General features: G+C 69.4%; 12 protein-coding genes. 2 read left to right on the top strand and 10 right to left on the bottom strand.

What is annotated here, in order from left to right:
* Positions 1-72: 72 nt before the first annotated feature.
* From ACFVXA_RS37425 to ACFVXA_RS37410, 4 genes are all read right to left on the bottom strand, one after another.
* Positions 73-1,539 carry a UvrD-helicase domain-containing protein gene (locus tag ACFVXA_RS37425; RefSeq protein ID WP_390028496.1) on the bottom strand — a complete coding sequence of 489 codons (1,467 nt, stop codon included), beginning with the start codon at positions 1,537-1,539 and terminating at the stop codon, positions 73-75.
* A complete protein-coding gene (locus tag ACFVXA_RS37420; RefSeq protein WP_390028462.1) occupies positions 1,536-2,018 on the bottom strand; it encodes a hypothetical protein in 483 nt (160 codons plus the stop codon). The genes ACFVXA_RS37425 and ACFVXA_RS37420 overlap by 4 nt, the downstream gene beginning before the upstream one ends.
* On the bottom strand, positions 2,015-2,875 hold the full coding sequence (locus ACFVXA_RS37415) for a DUF6083 domain-containing protein (RefSeq protein WP_390028461.1): 861 nt from the start codon (positions 2,873-2,875) through the stop codon (positions 2,015-2,017). The genes ACFVXA_RS37420 and ACFVXA_RS37415 overlap by 4 nt, the downstream gene beginning before the upstream one ends.
* A gap of 168 nt (positions 2,876-3,043) precedes the next feature.
* The gene (locus tag ACFVXA_RS37410; RefSeq protein ID WP_390028460.1) at positions 3,044-3,307 is read right to left on the bottom strand and encodes a helix-turn-helix transcriptional regulator; all 264 of its coding nucleotides are present in this window, start codon (positions 3,305-3,307) and stop codon (positions 3,044-3,046) included.
* A gap of 148 nt (positions 3,308-3,455) precedes the next feature.
* Between ACFVXA_RS37410 and ACFVXA_RS37405 the strand changes: the two genes are divergently transcribed.
* Positions 3,456-4,523: a hypothetical protein gene (locus ACFVXA_RS37405; protein ID WP_390028459.1), complete on the top strand. Its 1,068-nt coding sequence runs from the start codon at positions 3,456-3,458 to the stop codon at positions 4,521-4,523.
* Between the two features lie 540 nt (positions 4,524-5,063).
* Entirely contained in the window at positions 5,064-7,964 is a 2,901-nt protein-coding gene (locus tag ACFVXA_RS37400) for an NACHT domain-containing protein (RefSeq protein ID WP_390028458.1), read from the top strand.
* Positions 7,965-8,239: 275 nt separating this feature from the next.
* On the opposite strand, the gene ACFVXA_RS37395 is transcribed toward ACFVXA_RS37400, so the two are convergent.
* The 6 genes from ACFVXA_RS37395 to ACFVXA_RS37370 are packed head-to-tail and all read right to left on the bottom strand — an operon-like array spanning position 8,240 to position 14,127.
* Positions 8,240-9,109 carry an AAA family ATPase gene (locus ACFVXA_RS37395; protein WP_390028456.1) on the bottom strand — a complete coding sequence of 290 codons (870 nt, stop codon included), beginning with the start codon at positions 9,107-9,109 and terminating at the stop codon, positions 8,240-8,242.
* Positions 9,106-10,692: a recombinase gene (locus tag ACFVXA_RS37390; protein WP_390028455.1), complete on the bottom strand. Its 1,587-nt coding sequence runs from the start codon at positions 10,690-10,692 to the stop codon at positions 9,106-9,108. The genes ACFVXA_RS37395 and ACFVXA_RS37390 overlap by 4 nt, the downstream gene beginning before the upstream one ends.
* Positions 10,693-10,732: 40 nt before the next feature.
* Entirely contained in the window at positions 10,733-11,449 is a 717-nt protein-coding gene (gene cas6e, locus ACFVXA_RS37385; protein WP_390028454.1) for a type I-E CRISPR-associated protein Cas6/Cse3/CasE, read from the bottom strand.
* Positions 11,446-12,237: a type I-E CRISPR-associated protein Cas5/CasD gene (gene cas5e / locus ACFVXA_RS37380; RefSeq protein WP_390028452.1), complete on the bottom strand. Its 792-nt coding sequence runs from the start codon at positions 12,235-12,237 to the stop codon at positions 11,446-11,448. Before cas5e ends, cas6e begins: the two co-directional genes overlap by 4 nt.
* Positions 12,234-13,451, bottom strand: coding sequence for a type I-E CRISPR-associated protein Cas7/Cse4/CasC (gene cas7e / locus ACFVXA_RS37375; protein ID WP_390028451.1), 1,218 nt, complete (start codon positions 13,449-13,451; stop codon positions 12,234-12,236). Before cas7e ends, cas5e begins: the two co-directional genes overlap by 4 nt.
* Before the next feature lies 1 nt (position 13,452).
* Entirely contained in the window at positions 13,453-14,127 is a 675-nt protein-coding gene (locus ACFVXA_RS37370) for a type I-E CRISPR-associated protein Cse2/CasB (RefSeq protein WP_390028450.1), read from the bottom strand.
* Between the last annotated feature and the right edge of the window lie 57 nt (positions 14,128-14,184).

Raw genomic sequence — 14,184 nt, 5'->3', positions numbered from 1 at the left:
GGGCGATGCCCCCTAACCGTCGAGGGCGACGCCTGGATTCATGCTCAGAAAGGCGCTGTCGGCTGACAGGGATCAGCTGACGGGTCTGCCCTCTGGGTGGCCGTTGATCCAGGACAGGCCGCCCATGTCCAGACGCTGGCGGGTGCGGGTGACGGCCACGTAGGCGAGGCGGGCCTCGCCGTTTTCGATCGGGCCTGGAATGGCCCGCCCGCTGTCGTCGGTTTGGTCGCTGTCCTTCGGCGGGGTGAAGTCGTCCGCGATTCTCACACAGGCCCACTCCCGTCCCTTGGCCTTGTGGGCAGTCGAGACGATCACCTCAGCCGACTCTTCAGGGACGAACCTGGCGACGGCGTCCAGGATGGTTTCGGTGCCGTGGGTGTCGACGAGGTCGACCAGGGGTTGCAGGTCGCGTCCCGCAGGGTCGTGGGAGGCGTAGTCCTGCAGTTCTCCCCAGGTGGCGAAGAGGACGAGTTCCGGGTGGGTGGTACGGCGGCCGTCTTTGAGGTCCTGGGCTGCCAGTGCCAGGGCGCGCAGGCTGTCGCCTCCCCCGACCACCCCGACCCGTTGGCCGGCGGCGAGGAGGTTCATCGCCTGTGCCATGGCGCCGACGTTGGTGCGGCACAGAACCGCGTCGGGCAGGGCAACGGGGCCCAGGTCGGTGGGCACGGTCTCGGTACCAGTGAGACGGATCGGGGCGTCGGCGATGGCCAGCCACCGGTTGGCTTCCTCTGCGAGCTGAGGGCCGAAGCGGAAGGACTGGGACAGGGCGAGCTGGGTGCCGTTGAAGCCGGTCATGACGTCTTTGGCGCCGCGCCAGTCGTAGATGGCCTGGGCTGAGTCGCCGACCATGACGAGCTGGGCGTGGTCGCGTTGGGCAAGGAAGATCTGTTCGACGACGGGGTTGGTGTCCTGGGCTTCGTCCAGGAGCAGGTAGTCGGCGTCGATCCTGGGCTGGGTGAGGGCCCAGATCTTCAGGTAGTGGTCGTGTTCGAAGCGGACTGCGCCGTCGTCGGGGTTTTGCAGGTCGGTCCAGGCTTTGCGGGCGAGCGGCACGATGTGGTCGGCGAGTTCGGTGTGCAGTTTTGCGTCTTCGAGGCCGCGCAGGCGCGGGACGTGGTGGTGGGTGATAGCGGCATCGGCGGTGTGACAGAAGCGGGCCACGGCGCGCAGGGTGGCGTTGGAGAGGGTCTTTTGTGACAGGTCGCGCTCGCCGATGCGGATGGCTTTGGTAATGCCGAGGGCGTGGCCGGTCTGCCAGGCGGGGCGGCGCGGGGAGTTGAGGCGCAGGGTGTAGCGGTGGCCGATGGCGGCGTAGGCCAGGGCGTGGGCGGTCTTGCAGCTGACGGTGGGCGGGAAGCGGGCGTAGGCGTCCTGGGCGATGGCACGGTTGTAGGCGAGGTAGCGGCCGCGGCGCCGGGTGGCACGGGCGAGTTCGGCGAGTGTGGTGGTCTTGCCGGTGCCTGCCCCGGCCTGCAGGGCGAGATGCTGGCCGGCGTGGAAGGCGTCGGCGGCGGCTTGCTGTTCGTCGGTGGGCTTCAGCACGGCGCTGCTCCGGTGGTGTGGGTGAGCGCGCGCCCGACGGCTGCCAGGAGATAGGGAGGGGTAGTGCTGCTGAGGAGGTGCTGGAGTGCACGGTCGAGGCGATCGATCTCCTGGTCGGCGTGCCGGGCCAGGGCCTGGTGGACAGCTTCCTGTACGAACAGGTGCGGCGGTCTTCTCGTGTGCTCTGCGGCAGTCTCGAGAGCGGCGTATACGGCGTGCGAGAAGGTGACGTTGAGCAAGATCTGTCCACGCTGGTCGGGGTAGTGCGTGGTGATCACGTCGATGGGGAGCAGTCCGCTGATCTGATGGCGCAGCCGGTTGAGGGCTTTGGCCGGGGTTTTGGCGTGGACGAGGGCCAGGAGGCGGGTGGTGTCATGGTTGGCTGCGAGCGTCATCGTGCGGGCGGCCCGGTGGAGTTCGGCCGGTGTGAGAGCTCTGGTCAGGGTGATGTCCAGGGCGTGGTGCCTCATGGTCATGCCTCTTCACGGCGGCCGGGCGGGGTGTGGGGCAGGCGGGTGTGGAGGTGCGCCGTATGCAGGAGTGGGTCGAAGACCTGCCATCCGGCTGGCGTGAGATCTGCGGCGCCCGGGGTTGCGGTGTGGGCGGGGCAGCGCTGGGTGCGCCAGCGCAGCTGCTCGGCATAGGGCAGGCGGCTGAGGTCGTAGACAGCCATGAGCGTTGCGGGCAGCGCGAGTTGGCCACGCTGCGGGGTGGCGGGCAGTAGTGCCCATACGCCTCGGGGGCTGGTGGGGTCGAGCACGCGGTGGGGGCAGCGGTGGCGCTGGCGGGTCTGGGCCACGCACCGGATGGCTTCGAGGGGTGCGTCGGCGAGGTAGCGGCCCAGCAGTAACTGTACGACGGGCCGGGCGGGGCGGTCGCTGCCGACGGTTGGCTCGCAGGCGGCGGGAGGGGTGGGGGTGAACTGGCCTGTGTCGATCAGGCGGCGGGTGCGGACGGCGAGTTGGCGGCGCAGGGCTTCGATGTACGGGCCGGTCTGCGTGGTGGGGGTGCGTTCTGGGCAGAGTGCGAGGTGCGGGATGCGGCACCAGGGGCTGCCGTCGCCGTGGGGATAGGCGATGCCGCCGCTCAGGTGCCAGCGGCAAGGGGCGGGGACTTGGGAGGCGTCCAGTTCCGTGGGGTGCAGGGTGATGGGTCGCTGGTCGGCGCGCTGGTACCGGTCGATGCGGTGGCCGCACTGGCGGCAGCGGCTGCTCTGGCCGGTGCGCAGCAGGCGGCTGGGGCTGGTGGCGGTCACCCGCAGTGGGCGCCGGGGGCGTGCGGTGCGTGGGCTGCCGTCCCAGTGGCAGCCGGTGGAGGCGGTGTTGGGGTGCATGGCGGGGACCGTGCCAGGCGACACCCCGCAACGGCGGGGAAGGGCGGGCCGGGGTCCCCCGTACAGCCGAGCGGCACCGAACATGCGATCCGATTGACGCTGAAGTGTTCGATGCGTGCTCGCCGGTTCGGGTGATTCGCGGCCCGGGCACAAACGGGCGCAGTGAGGTCAGGAATCCGGGGTGCCGGGCGGGGTGTGGTCGTCGCAGAGGGTGTTCAGCAGCTGCTCGATCGGCACGTCGAAGGCATGGGCGAGGGCGTGCCAGGTGGCGAGGCTGCCGGTGGTGCGGCCGTGCTCGAGGTCGATGAGGGTGCGCCGGGCCAGGCCGCTGCGGCTGGCGAGTTCATCGAAGGTCCAGCCGCGCTCGTTCCTCAGCCGTGCCAGCGTCACGCGCAGCGCGGTGAGGTCGGGGTCGGGCGGCAAGATCGTCACCCCACCATCCGACGGTGCAGGACCCTGCCCTGTCAGTGCAGACCTCTGCACTATCGGTGCAGGCAGAGGGTGACATTCACAGTGCAGGGATCTGCACTACGGTGCGTGCGTCCTGGGTGTCTCCGTCTGGAACTCCCAGCATGGCGGCGTGGACAGACAGGAGGACGACGGGCCGATGAGGCTTGCCGGCGCGCATCCCGCGGTGCGGCGCATCTGGACGGTGGAACTGCGTTCACGGGCGGGCGGCCCGAGGCTCGTCTGTCCGCACTGCACCGTGGGCTCCCCTCCCCTCCAGGCCGCCTCCGCGCGGTCTGCAGTCCTGGCGCATCTAGCCCGCCATGCGCGCGCCGACGCGCTGCCGGCGTATCTGCGCACCTGCCAGTGCCGGGCGCAGGGCTGCTCCTGGCATCTGCGCCATCGCGGCTGCGCCGGGCCGGTACTGCTCGCCCTCACCCGCGACCGCAGCGGCCGCGCCTGGCGCCTCTCCGACACCTGTGCGGCCTGCGCGGCCGCCACCAGCCACACCGCCGTGGTCCCTGCCACCCTGATCGCTCCCCGCCCGCCGAGATGCACCGGTCGCCGCCCCAAGCCATTGGGCGGCCCTGCCGAGCGCACCCGCGTGCGGGAGATGCTCACCTACTTGTCAGCAGCACTCCCCCAGTTCACCTCCCCCGCCGCCCGGCTGCTCGCGCTGCAGTGCGCCCTGCGTGCCGATAACGGTGGCTACGTCCGGCTGTCCGGAGGCCTGTTGCGCGGCATGCGGCTGCACGGCCGCACCGAGTTGTGGGAGGAGTTGGAGCACGCCGAGTGGCTGCGCCGTGCGACAGGCAGGCACCCATACATGGAGGCACGGCTGTTGGACGCAGCTCTCCTCTCCCAGCAGGGCAGCCGGGCGCGGGCCCGTGCCGCACAGTGGGCGATGCGCCCCGCCCCGCTCGCCGTACCGGCCGGGCTGCCGCCGGCCGTGCAGCTGACCGCGCTCACCCTGGCCTCACACACCTCGGGTGAAACCTGCAGTACCGACCTCGATGTTCTCGCCCGCCTATGCGGACACTCGCCCCAGCAGACCGCGGAACTCCTGGACCGGCTCGTGGCATCGCACGCCCTGACCGCCTGGAGGCACAACCGGGAAACTGACGAGGTCTTCTGGTGGCTGCCGCCACGGGCCTGGGCGGGACATCAGCAAGGGCCCAGCGGACGGCCGCCCACTCTCTGAGAGACGCCGAGAACTACTTGCCCTCGCACCGCCCGACGACGGCACCGCCAACCGCGCGGACCCGCTCTCACCCACCTCTGGTACTGACGCCTCGAGGCGCCGACCGGCAGTTGGACATCCGCGAAAGAGCGCGTGCTTCGGCGACCTCACGCGGAACCCCAGCTCGGCCGGGACTGCAAGCGGCATCGACCTCTACCCCCATGCACTGACAACCACCGCCAGTAGGGCGCTGATCAGGGTGAGGGTGCTAGCGAAGGCAACGGCCGCCCGGGTCATGCATCCGGCAGGGGAAGCTCCGTCGGCGCGAGCCAGTAGCGCGGCCGCGACAGCGCACAGCAGCGCGAGGAGCACTGCGCTGAGCAGGGCCAGGCCTGCCAGGGCGAGGGTTGTCGGTTGTGAGGTCATGGTGAGTCCTTCCGCTTTCGTCAACAGCGTTTGCTGGGAAGGAACATGACGGAATCGGCGTACGGAGACGTTCAGGTGGACGAAGATGAACGCCCCGGTGGCACAGCGTGCGGAGCCATCCGGTGAGGGGGTCTGATGGAGGCGGATGACGGTGCAACGCTGGATGAGCTGAAGGGGCTCTTGCGGCGTCTTCGCAGCAAGCAACGGCTGTCGATGACCGCTTTGGAACGGCGTGCCGGGCTGGGCCACACCACGGTCAGTCAGGCGCTGAACGGGCCTTCGATCCCCAGCGAGGCGACCGTGATAGCGCTCGGTCAGGCTCTGCGGGCAGAGACCGGCGTCCTTCTTGAGCTGCGTGAGCGGGCTGCGCCGCCGGTGCATGTCCGAGCCCGGCAGAGTAGTGGTGAAGACGACCGGTTCGAAGACCGGTACCGGCAGTACGTGCGGCAGCGCCACGGGCGTCTGTCGGTTGTGGGGCTGGACCTGTCACGGCCTGAGCGTGCGTGCTGGCCGCTGGATGCCGCCTACCTGAGCCTCGAACTGGCCGTCCCGTCCGCGGACATGGAAGCGGCCGGTGGTGTCGATCCTGGTCCGGATGGCGGCAGCGGTGCGAGGGTGCGGGTGGAGCGTGCCGAGCAGGCTCTGGCGGGGCGACGGCGGACCTTGGTGCGAGGTCTGGCCGGCAGTGGGAAGACCACGCTGCTGCAGTGGCTCGCCGTCGGAGCCGCCCGCCGAGACCTGACCGGGGGCATGTCCCACCTGAACGGCTGCATCCCGTTTGTGCTGCCCCTGCGGTCGCTCGTGCGCCGAGGCGAACTACCCACCCCGGATCAGTACCTGAGCGCCGCCGGATGCCACCTGCACACGGCGCAGCCACCCGGCTGGGCCGATGGCCTGCTCGACAGCGGCCGCGCCCTGCTCCTCATCGACGGTCTCGACGAAGTTCCTCAAGGCCAACGTGCCCACACCCGGCGGTGGCTGAATGAGTTGCTAGCCGCCTATCCGCGAGCCACCTGCTTGATCACCACGAGGCCTTCCGCGGTGCCCGAGGGATGGCTGGCAGACGCCGACTTCACCGAGGTCTCGGTGCGGCCGATGAGCAGCCGTGACGTCGGTGTATTCGTTACCCGCTGGCACACCGCGGCGGCAGGCAACGTCACAACTGCCCAGGAGCGTGACCACCTGTCCGCGCTGCAGGAGGCGCTCAAGGACACGGTGCGCGCCCAGCGCGATCTCGCCCACCTGGCCACCACTCCGCTGCTGTGTGCGCTGGTCTGCGCCTTGCACCGCGACCGGCGCGGCCACCTGCCCCACGGACGCATGGAACTGTATGAGGCGGCCCTGTCGATGTTGCTGCACCGCCGCGACACCGAACGCGACATCCACGCTCCCGAAGGCCTCACCCTCACCGAACACCACAGCATCCAGCTGCTGCAGCGTCTGGCCTACTGGCTGATCCGCAACGGGCAGACCGAGCTCGACCACGACACGGCCCACGCCCTCATCGCCGATGCCCTGCCTGCCATGCCGCACATCGCCGAGCAGGCCGACGCCGACGCCGTCCTCACTCATCTTCTGGCCCGCAGCGGCCTGATCCGCCAGCCCACGGCCGACACCATCGACTTCGTCCACCGCACCTTCCAGGACTACCTCGGCGCCAAGGCCGCCCTTGAGTCCCGCGACATCCCCCTGCTGGTCAAGAACGCCCACGACGACCAGTGGGAAGACGTGCTGCGTATGGCCGTCGCTCACGCGCGCCCCGATGAACGCGCCCGACTCCTGTGCCGGCTGATCAGCCGCGGCGACCGCACCCCCAAGCACCGCAGCCGGCTGTATCTCCTCGCTATGGCCTGTCTTGAGCATGCGACCGAGCTCGACCCGGCGGTACGCCGAGAGGTCGAAGCCCGCACGGCCGCGCTCCTGCCCCCACGCGGTTTCGACGAAGCCCGCGAGCTCTCTGAGGTCGGCCCGGTCATCCTCGATCTTTTGCCCGGACCCGACGGGCTCGAAGACGACGAGGCCGAAGCAGTGGTCCGTACCGCAGGCCTGATTGGTGGCGACGCCGCCCTGACCGTAGTGAAGCGCTTCCGCAACAGCGAAAAGGACAACGTGGACTGGGCCCTTCAGGCCGTGTGGGACCGGTTTGACCCGCACGACTACGCAAGTGAGGTCCTCTCTCACGTGCCCAACCTGCGTATGCTGACGGTGTCCACGCCTGAACAGCTGGCGGCCCTTCGCACCCTGCCCTCACTGCCGGGTGTCTCCTTCGACGGCCCCTTCACCCACAAGGAAATGGCCTCCGTCCTCGACCCCGGCATGTTCCAGCAACTGGTGCTCCACGACAACCCGGTGCTGCAACAACTGACCTTCCTCCAGGCGTACACCGCCCTGGAACGGGTCAGCCTGATGGGGTGCTCCAACATCGAGGACCTGACCGACCTCGCCAACTCCACCGTCAAGGATCTTCAGTTGTGGACTGGCAGCTCGGTACGCCTCGAAAGCCTCAAAGAACTGACAGGCCTCACGTTCTTCGGCATAGACCAGGAGCTGCCCCGGTGCGGCCTCGAAACGCTCCCCGTGACAGCCGACTTGACGACGTTGTTCCTTGGTTCCACAACGTGCCGGAGTATCGGCACGCTCCGCGGCATCACTCGTTGGCCCAACCTGACCAGCCTGAACCTGTGCGGCCCGGTCAAGGAATTCAGCGACCTCAAAGCGCTACCCCACCTCGATCTCCTCATCCTGCAGGGCGACGTCGGCCTCTCCCTGCTCGAACACCTCACGATCACACCTCAGATCACCAGACTCACCGTGGCCAACCTGCAAAGAGGCGACAGTCTCGCGCTCGTTGCCACGGCTCTGCCCCAGCTCAAGGAACTGAACATTCACTGCTTTACCGGACACCGGTCCATCGACCTCACCCCGCTGCGCAGCATGTCTGACCTCATTATTCGTCTTTACGGCGCCGTGGAAGTCACCGGCGCCGAACACTTCCCGGCCAACGCAATCACCCGCACCCCACGCCCCCGCAACTGACCCCACCAGCACCGAAACCTGGTCGGGTCTACAGCCCGGTTGGGCCCAGGCCGCCGCGCGGGCCCCGGATCCGTTCGAGAAGGGGGCGTACGTTGATGCTGCTGTGGCGTTGGCCAGGTGCCATCAGGATCGCGGAGGGCCAGCCGCGACCGCCGCAGGCGAGGTAGCTGTCGCTGGCAGCATGGTGCGCTGGTTGTGATGGGCTGGTCTTTGTTCGTCACCACGGAGACGGCCCGAGTCTGGCCACTCCCCGAACCGTGGCTCCCGGCACCGGTTCAGTCGGTGTGGCGTTGGGTGGGGTCGAGGCGGCTGAGGACGGCGCGCACCAGGTCCCGGCTGTAGGGAGGGAGCGGTGCGGCCGCGCCGTGTGGCGTGGGCTGGTGTGGCGGACCTGCGGTACCGGGCCCCTTCATATCGGGGCCGCCGCGCTCTTCCCAGAGCAGGTAGGTGATTTTGGCCCACTGGCGGAAGTTGCCGTGGCAGGCGACGTCGTCGATCCACAGCAGTTCGTCGGTGGGTACGTCCGCCCAGAGCGGGTGGTACTGGGGAATGACGGTGAGGACTTCTGCAGGAGTGAGGGGCTTGTAGCGCTGCCAGATGAGGATGCGGGAGTCGAGGGCCGGCCGGTTCTTGATTTTCTGGTAGCAGGTTTCGGCTCCGACCAGGATGACGGCGAGGCGGGTGTCCTCGTCGTCCCAGAGTTCGCGGATGAATTCGAAGGTCCGGGTGTCCAGCCACTGTGCTTCGTCGACGACCAGGACGCGGGGCGTCTGGGACAGGGCTTCTTTGAGCATGGCTTCGCAGCGGGTGCTGTTGAGGGGGGCCTCGCCGGGCAGGTCGAGCCTTTTGTACAGGGCGGCGCGCAGGGCCTGGATTTTGGCGGAGCCGACTTTGATGCGGAGTGTGGTGTGGGGGGCGAGGTCGTCGAGGTGGCTGTTGACGGAGAAGGTCTTGCCCAGGCCGACGCCGCCGTGGATGCACATGATGGCGCCCTTGCCGGCGTCGGCGTTGAGGGTGGTGACGAGGTTGGCGTAGGTCTCTGCGCTGGCGTTGGTCAGCATGGCGCGGGCGCCGGGCAGGCCCATGTAGTGGTAGTTGGGACTGGTGGACGGCTGGTCTTCGGGCGTGGTGGTCGGGTGGGTCACTCGGTGTCCTGGGGCTTGGGACCGGAGAGGGGTTTGGTCCAGCGGGTGGAGGAGGGTGTGGGCCGGTTGAGGAGGTCGGGTCGGGCCTCGGTGTGGAGGTCTGCTTCCGGTGTCTGCAACTGGCGTAGCTGGGCGGCTGCTTGGCTGGCGGTGAGCCGGTTGAGGGGCTCGGGTGTGGCGGTGACGCTGGTGGCGGCATAGCGGGGGTTGGCGCTTTTGCGGGCCCGGCGGGCTTTGGCGGCGTAGCGGTCGGCTTCGCGCTGGCGGGCGTTGCGCAGTTCGCGGGCCTGGCGGGGGCTCATCTCGTCGCTGCGGAAGGCGGGTCCGCGGTAGGTGAGGGTGTCGGCGTCGTAGAGCTCGACGCGGTGGTAGTGGTGGGGTTCGTGGCGCAGGCGGACCATCTCGCCGGCGCTTCCGTGGCCGTGCATCCACTTGCCGACGTAGTAGGCGCTTTTCCAGCGGACGCCCTTGCTGGTGATCTTCAGGGGCGGGCCGCCGTCGTTGAGGGTGTAGGTGTGCAGGTCGCCGGGGTCGAGGGTGTCGATGGGGGTCAGGTCGACGTGCCAGGCCTGGGCGGGGGTGCGCCGGTGGAGGCGGGCGATGGTGTGGTCGTTGTTCCACCAGTCGACCCAGTTCAGGACGACAGTGACGAAGGTTTCATAGTCGAGGAGTTCGTCCAGGGCCCACAGGGGCTGGCCGCGGCGGTCGCGGCGGCTTCGGGGGGTATGGGCGTAGCCGGGCAGGCCTTTGAACAGCATGTGCTTGGCGGCGCCGTTGATGGCTTCGACGGTGCCTTTGAGGTGGGGGCTGTAGGGGGGCAGGACGATCAGTTCGGTGCCGAATTTCTTGAACGCCTCGTCCACGCACCGGCCGAGGAAGTCGCGGCCGCGGTCGGTGCGGATCTTGCGGGGGATGCCACCGAAGGACCGGTGGTGGTCGCCACAGAGGATGGCGTCGCGGGCGGCGGCCAGGATGGCGTCCTGGCTGGGCTGGTGGGGGGTAATGGCCAGGCCGCAGATGACGGCGGTGGCGTGGTCGATGAACCAGGTGATCCAGGGTTTGCTGCGGTGTCCGTCGATGTTGACGAAGACGCTGGCTTCGACGTGGTCGGTCTCCCAGACGTCGTTGCGGTTGCCGTGCGGGCGCAGGGTGTGGACGTCGTGGCGGCGGCGTGCGGCTTCTCCGCCCTTGAGGGCGGCGCGTTGCCCGGGGCTGAGTTCGCGGTTCACCGCACGGTAGAAGGTGGCCTGGGAGGCGCGGGGCGGGGTGCCGAGGTGGCCGTCGGCGACGAGCGCGAGGTAGGCGCTCGCCACGTTGCCGTGCCATTGGGCCAGGGCCTCGTGCATGGCTGGAGTGAGGGTGAAGGGGCGGCGGCCTTGGGGGGTGTAGGTGCCGTGGTGGGCATCGGCGTTGTCCATCCAGCGGCTGACGGTGCGCCAGTGGACGGTGAAGGCGGCAGCGACGGTGCGCACGTCGTGGTGGGTAAGTCGTTCGGCGGCGCGCAGGCGCAACAGGCGGCGCACGGCGGCGGCGCGCAGGGAGGTGGTGTCGTAGGGGCCGTCTGGTGAGGGCGTGGCGGGCACGGGGGTCGAGTCTTCCTTGGGGGTGCTAGATCGGGGTGGGTCAAGCGGGGGCGAGGGAGAGCAGGCCGGCGCCGTAGGGCTTGCCGCGACCGATGCCGGTGAGCAGGGCGTGGCGCAGCCGGTCGGGATCGGTGATGGTGGCCAGGCCGTCGAAGCGGGTCAGTACGTGCTGGGGGCCGGCGTGGTGGTCGGTTTGGCCGTGCTCAGTGGCGGGGTGGGGGTGCTTGCGGGGGCGGCGGAAGCGAGCGGGGGTGGTGTCGGTGGTGGTCAGGGCGAGGCCGGCCTGGTGGGCGCGGCGTTGCCACCAGGCGAGGGCGTCGTCGCCGTAGAGGGCGACGACTCTCCTGCCGTGCTTGTTGTCGACGGGCTGGTGGTCGTCGAGGACGCGGCGGGCGGCGCTGACGTTGGCGGTGATGCGGTAGCGCACCGGGCGGCCTGGGGTCAGCGCCTGGAACACGGGGTGTAGGGCGCGGGTTTCGGCGTGGCCGTAGTCCCGGGGCAGGCGGGTGAGGTCGGGCGGCTGATGGGACTGGATGAGCAGGGTGGGCGGGGTGTCGTCGGTGGCGTCTTCCAGGCGGTAGAGCAGGCCGGCCTTCTGCCGGGGGTGCTTGCCGAGGTCGTCGGGGGCCAGGAGCATCACGGTCTTGTGCAGGCTGACGGTGTCGGTCAGGTCGCGGCGTACTTCTTTGCTGCGGCGGTTGAGGCGGATTCGGGTCAGCGTCGCCGTGGTGGCGAGGGTCTCGGGAGTGACAGTCACAGGGGGGTGTCCTGGTCGATGTAGGTGGCCAGCGCGGTGAGCGCGGGCGGTGGGGCGTACAGAGCGGTGGGCAGTTCTTCGGTGGTGCGCCAGACATGGCGGGTGTCGTGGAAGCGCCCGGTGGGGGTGAAGTCGGTGGGAACGTCTGCGACTTCACGGTGGGAGGGGGCGGCGGGCACGTGATCGGGCTGTCGTTCCCAGATGAAGTCCACCGGCACGGTGGCCTGTTCGGGGTGTGGCGGGGCGGCCAGGCTGAGCGGAATGTGGTGGAGGAGTTCGCCGACGGGGTCGGGGTGCGGGCCGCGCAGGACGAGGGGCTCGTCGGGAACGCAGGCGCGCCTGCCCAGGTAGGGGCCGAAGGCGGGCTGTTCAAGTCGCTGGATGAGGTGTTCCAGGAGGGGGTCGGGGCCCTGCACGGCGAGGGTGAAGACCGCGTCAGCGAGGTAGACACGCCTGCTGACGAGGGTGGACTTTTGCCGGGCGCGGTAGTCGCCGGCGCTGGTGCGCAGGCCTTGTTTGTGGGGGCGGCCGCCGCCGACGGTGTGGTAATCGGTGTGGCGCATGCCGGGGCGGTCGATGCGGACGGTGAACTTCAGGTCCGTATAAGGGATCTTGTGGGTGTCCGGGTCGGGGGTGAGGGCTTCGTCTCGTGAGCGGCCGTCGGCGGCGGTGAACAGGCCGATGAGGGCGGAGCGGGTGGGGAAGGGGAGGGTGTCGCGGTACTGGAAGGCGGCGTGTTCCCCGAAGGACATCAGCGGGCCGGCCAGGCGCAGCAGGATGCCGTTCATGCGGCTACCCGTGTCGGGGAGGGCTGGGCGGCGGTCTGGGTGAGGGCGTCGGTCAGGTCGTCGAAGCTGGCGTGCGCGGTGCCGAGGTGGTCAACAGGCGTGCCATGTGCGGTGGCGTAGCCGGAGCCGATCAGGCGGCGGGCGCCCAGCAGCCGGTTGAGGGCGCTGGCGTGCTGGGACAGGGCCTTAACGGCGGGGATGGTGTAGCCGCCGCCGGGGGCGCATTTGACGGGCTGTTCGAAGGCGGCAGCGAAGGAGACGGGGCGGCGGTCGCGTACCGCGTAGTGCACCAGGTAGGGGTAGGTGTGCGGGGCGGTGGCCGTCTTCTTCGCTCCGGGCATGACGTCGATGAATGCCTCGGCGAACAGCTCCAGCAGGTGCAGGGCCTGGTTGTGGTCACCGTTCAGGTTGCGGGTCAGTTCGGTGAGGTTGACGGTGGCGTAGCGGTAGAGCAGGCCGGTGGTGAAGAAGCTGGTCTGCAGGTGTGCGCTGCCCGGCTCGTGGGGCAGTGACCAGTCCTCCACTGCGGTGAAGTAGTCGGGTTGCTGGCCGCTTTGGTGCACGGAGAAGGCGTGCGCCATCTGCACGGCGCCGTCGACCTGGGCGCCGGGTACCTCGGCGAGCATGCGGCCGAAGAGGTTGATGGTGGCGGTGCGTCGGCGGATGAGGGCGGCGACGGTGGGCCTGGGCAGGACGGCCTCGGCCTTCTCCTTCTTTGCCTTCCTGCGGGCGCCCTTGGCCTCGGCTTCCGCTTCCTGTGCCTTCTCCGCCTTCTCCTTGGCAAAGGCCTCTTCCAGCTGCGGGCGTTGTTCGGCGCACAGGTCGGTGAGGTCATCGAGCACGGTGCGCGGCAGGTAGAGGGTGACCGAGGTAATGCCTCCTTGCTTCTCCTCAGTCTTCAGTCCCTCCCGGGTGGCCGAGCGCACGACCTGGGCACCGGCGAAGGCCGCCAGGTCCGTCGGCCAGCCGGCCTCGCGCAGGGCGTCTGCGACGCGCAGGGGCAGCATGCGGGTGCGGGCGGCGTGCTCGTCGAGGTCGGCCTCCAGCCGCAGGCGGATGGCTCGCTTCCATGACTGCGAGGACACCATGGCGCGTACCGCGCCGCCCAGTTGCAGCGTTTTGGGCAGGTCGTCCTCTCCGCGGTTCAGCACGGAGGCGGGCAGCGGGTGCAGGGCGTGGAAGTCGATGTAGCGGGCGGGTGCGTAGGCGGCCATGTCAGTACTCTTCCGAGGACAGGGTGTGCAGGGTGAGGAAGTAGTTCTCGCGCCAGCGGGCGGCGGTCTCCATCTGGTCGTGGTCCCACCAGGCCAGGTCCTCGAGGAGGACAGCGAAGTCGAGGCGGGCGGCGTTGCGGTTGTGCAGGTGCCTGGTCAGTGACCACAGCCTGGGGTGCAGCAGCGGGGTGTCGAGTTTGGTGAGGGTTTTGATGCGGTTGGTCATGGTGGCTTCCTTGAAGCCGTACCGGGCCACGGCGATGGCGAGGTGGGTGCCGAGGTCGGGGCGGCCGCGCCAGGGCCGGGCGGACTGGCCGGGCTGTGGTGCGGGGGCCGGGCCCGGGGGTGGTGGGGCGTCGGTGGCGGCCGGTGCGGTGATGGCGGCGCGGGCGGTGTGGTTCTTGCCGGGGGTGACCAACTCTGGCTGGTAGGGGCTGTTTTCGTGGGGCAGGTCACGGTCCTGGGCGATGAGGCTGGCCACGGTGTAGTGGGCGCGGTGTGCTCCGAAGCCGGCGATGTGCCGGGTGAGGTGCTCTGGCATCCGGGGGCACTCGGCGACGGGGCGTCCGAATCCTGAGTTGAGGTCGGCGCGGATGCTGTTGACGGCGCACAGGGTGATGACCTGGTGGACGAAGTCGTCGTAGTGGGCGCGGCGTTGCGGGGTGGTGAAAGACATGGTGCGAAGGCCTTGGGTGGGGCGGCAGCGGGACGAAGATGGGGGCAGAGGTTCGGG

This window comes from Streptomyces sp. NPDC058246 (assembly GCF_042881985.1).
In the GTDB taxonomy this organism is placed as follows: Bacteria; Actinomycetota; Actinomycetes; order Streptomycetales; family Streptomycetaceae; genus Streptomyces.
This window is presented reverse-complemented; position numbering and strand designations above follow the sequence as displayed.

Bases quoted from the DNA above. Each gene is read 5' to 3' on its own strand.
- ACFVXA_RS37370 (WP_390028450.1), bottom strand. From the start codon at position 14,127: ATGTCTTTCACCACCCCGCAACGCCGCGCCCACTACGACGACTTCGTC.
- ACFVXA_RS37415 (WP_390028461.1), bottom strand. From the start codon at position 2,875: ATGCACCCCAACACCGCCTCCACCGGCTGCCACTGGGACGGCAGCCCA.
- ACFVXA_RS37420 (WP_390028462.1), bottom strand. From the start codon at position 2,018: ATGACCATGAGGCACCACGCCCTGGACATCACCCTGACCAGAGCTCTC.
- cas7e (WP_390028451.1), bottom strand. From the start codon at position 13,451: ATGGCCGCCTACGCACCCGCCCGCTACATCGACTTCCACGCCCTGCAC.
- ACFVXA_RS37400 (WP_390028458.1), top strand. From the start codon at position 5,064: ATGGAGGCGGATGACGGTGCAACGCTGGATGAGCTGAAGGGGCTCTTG.
- cas5e (WP_390028452.1), bottom strand. From the start codon at position 12,237: ATGAACGGCATCCTGCTGCGCCTGGCCGGCCCGCTGATGTCCTTCGGG.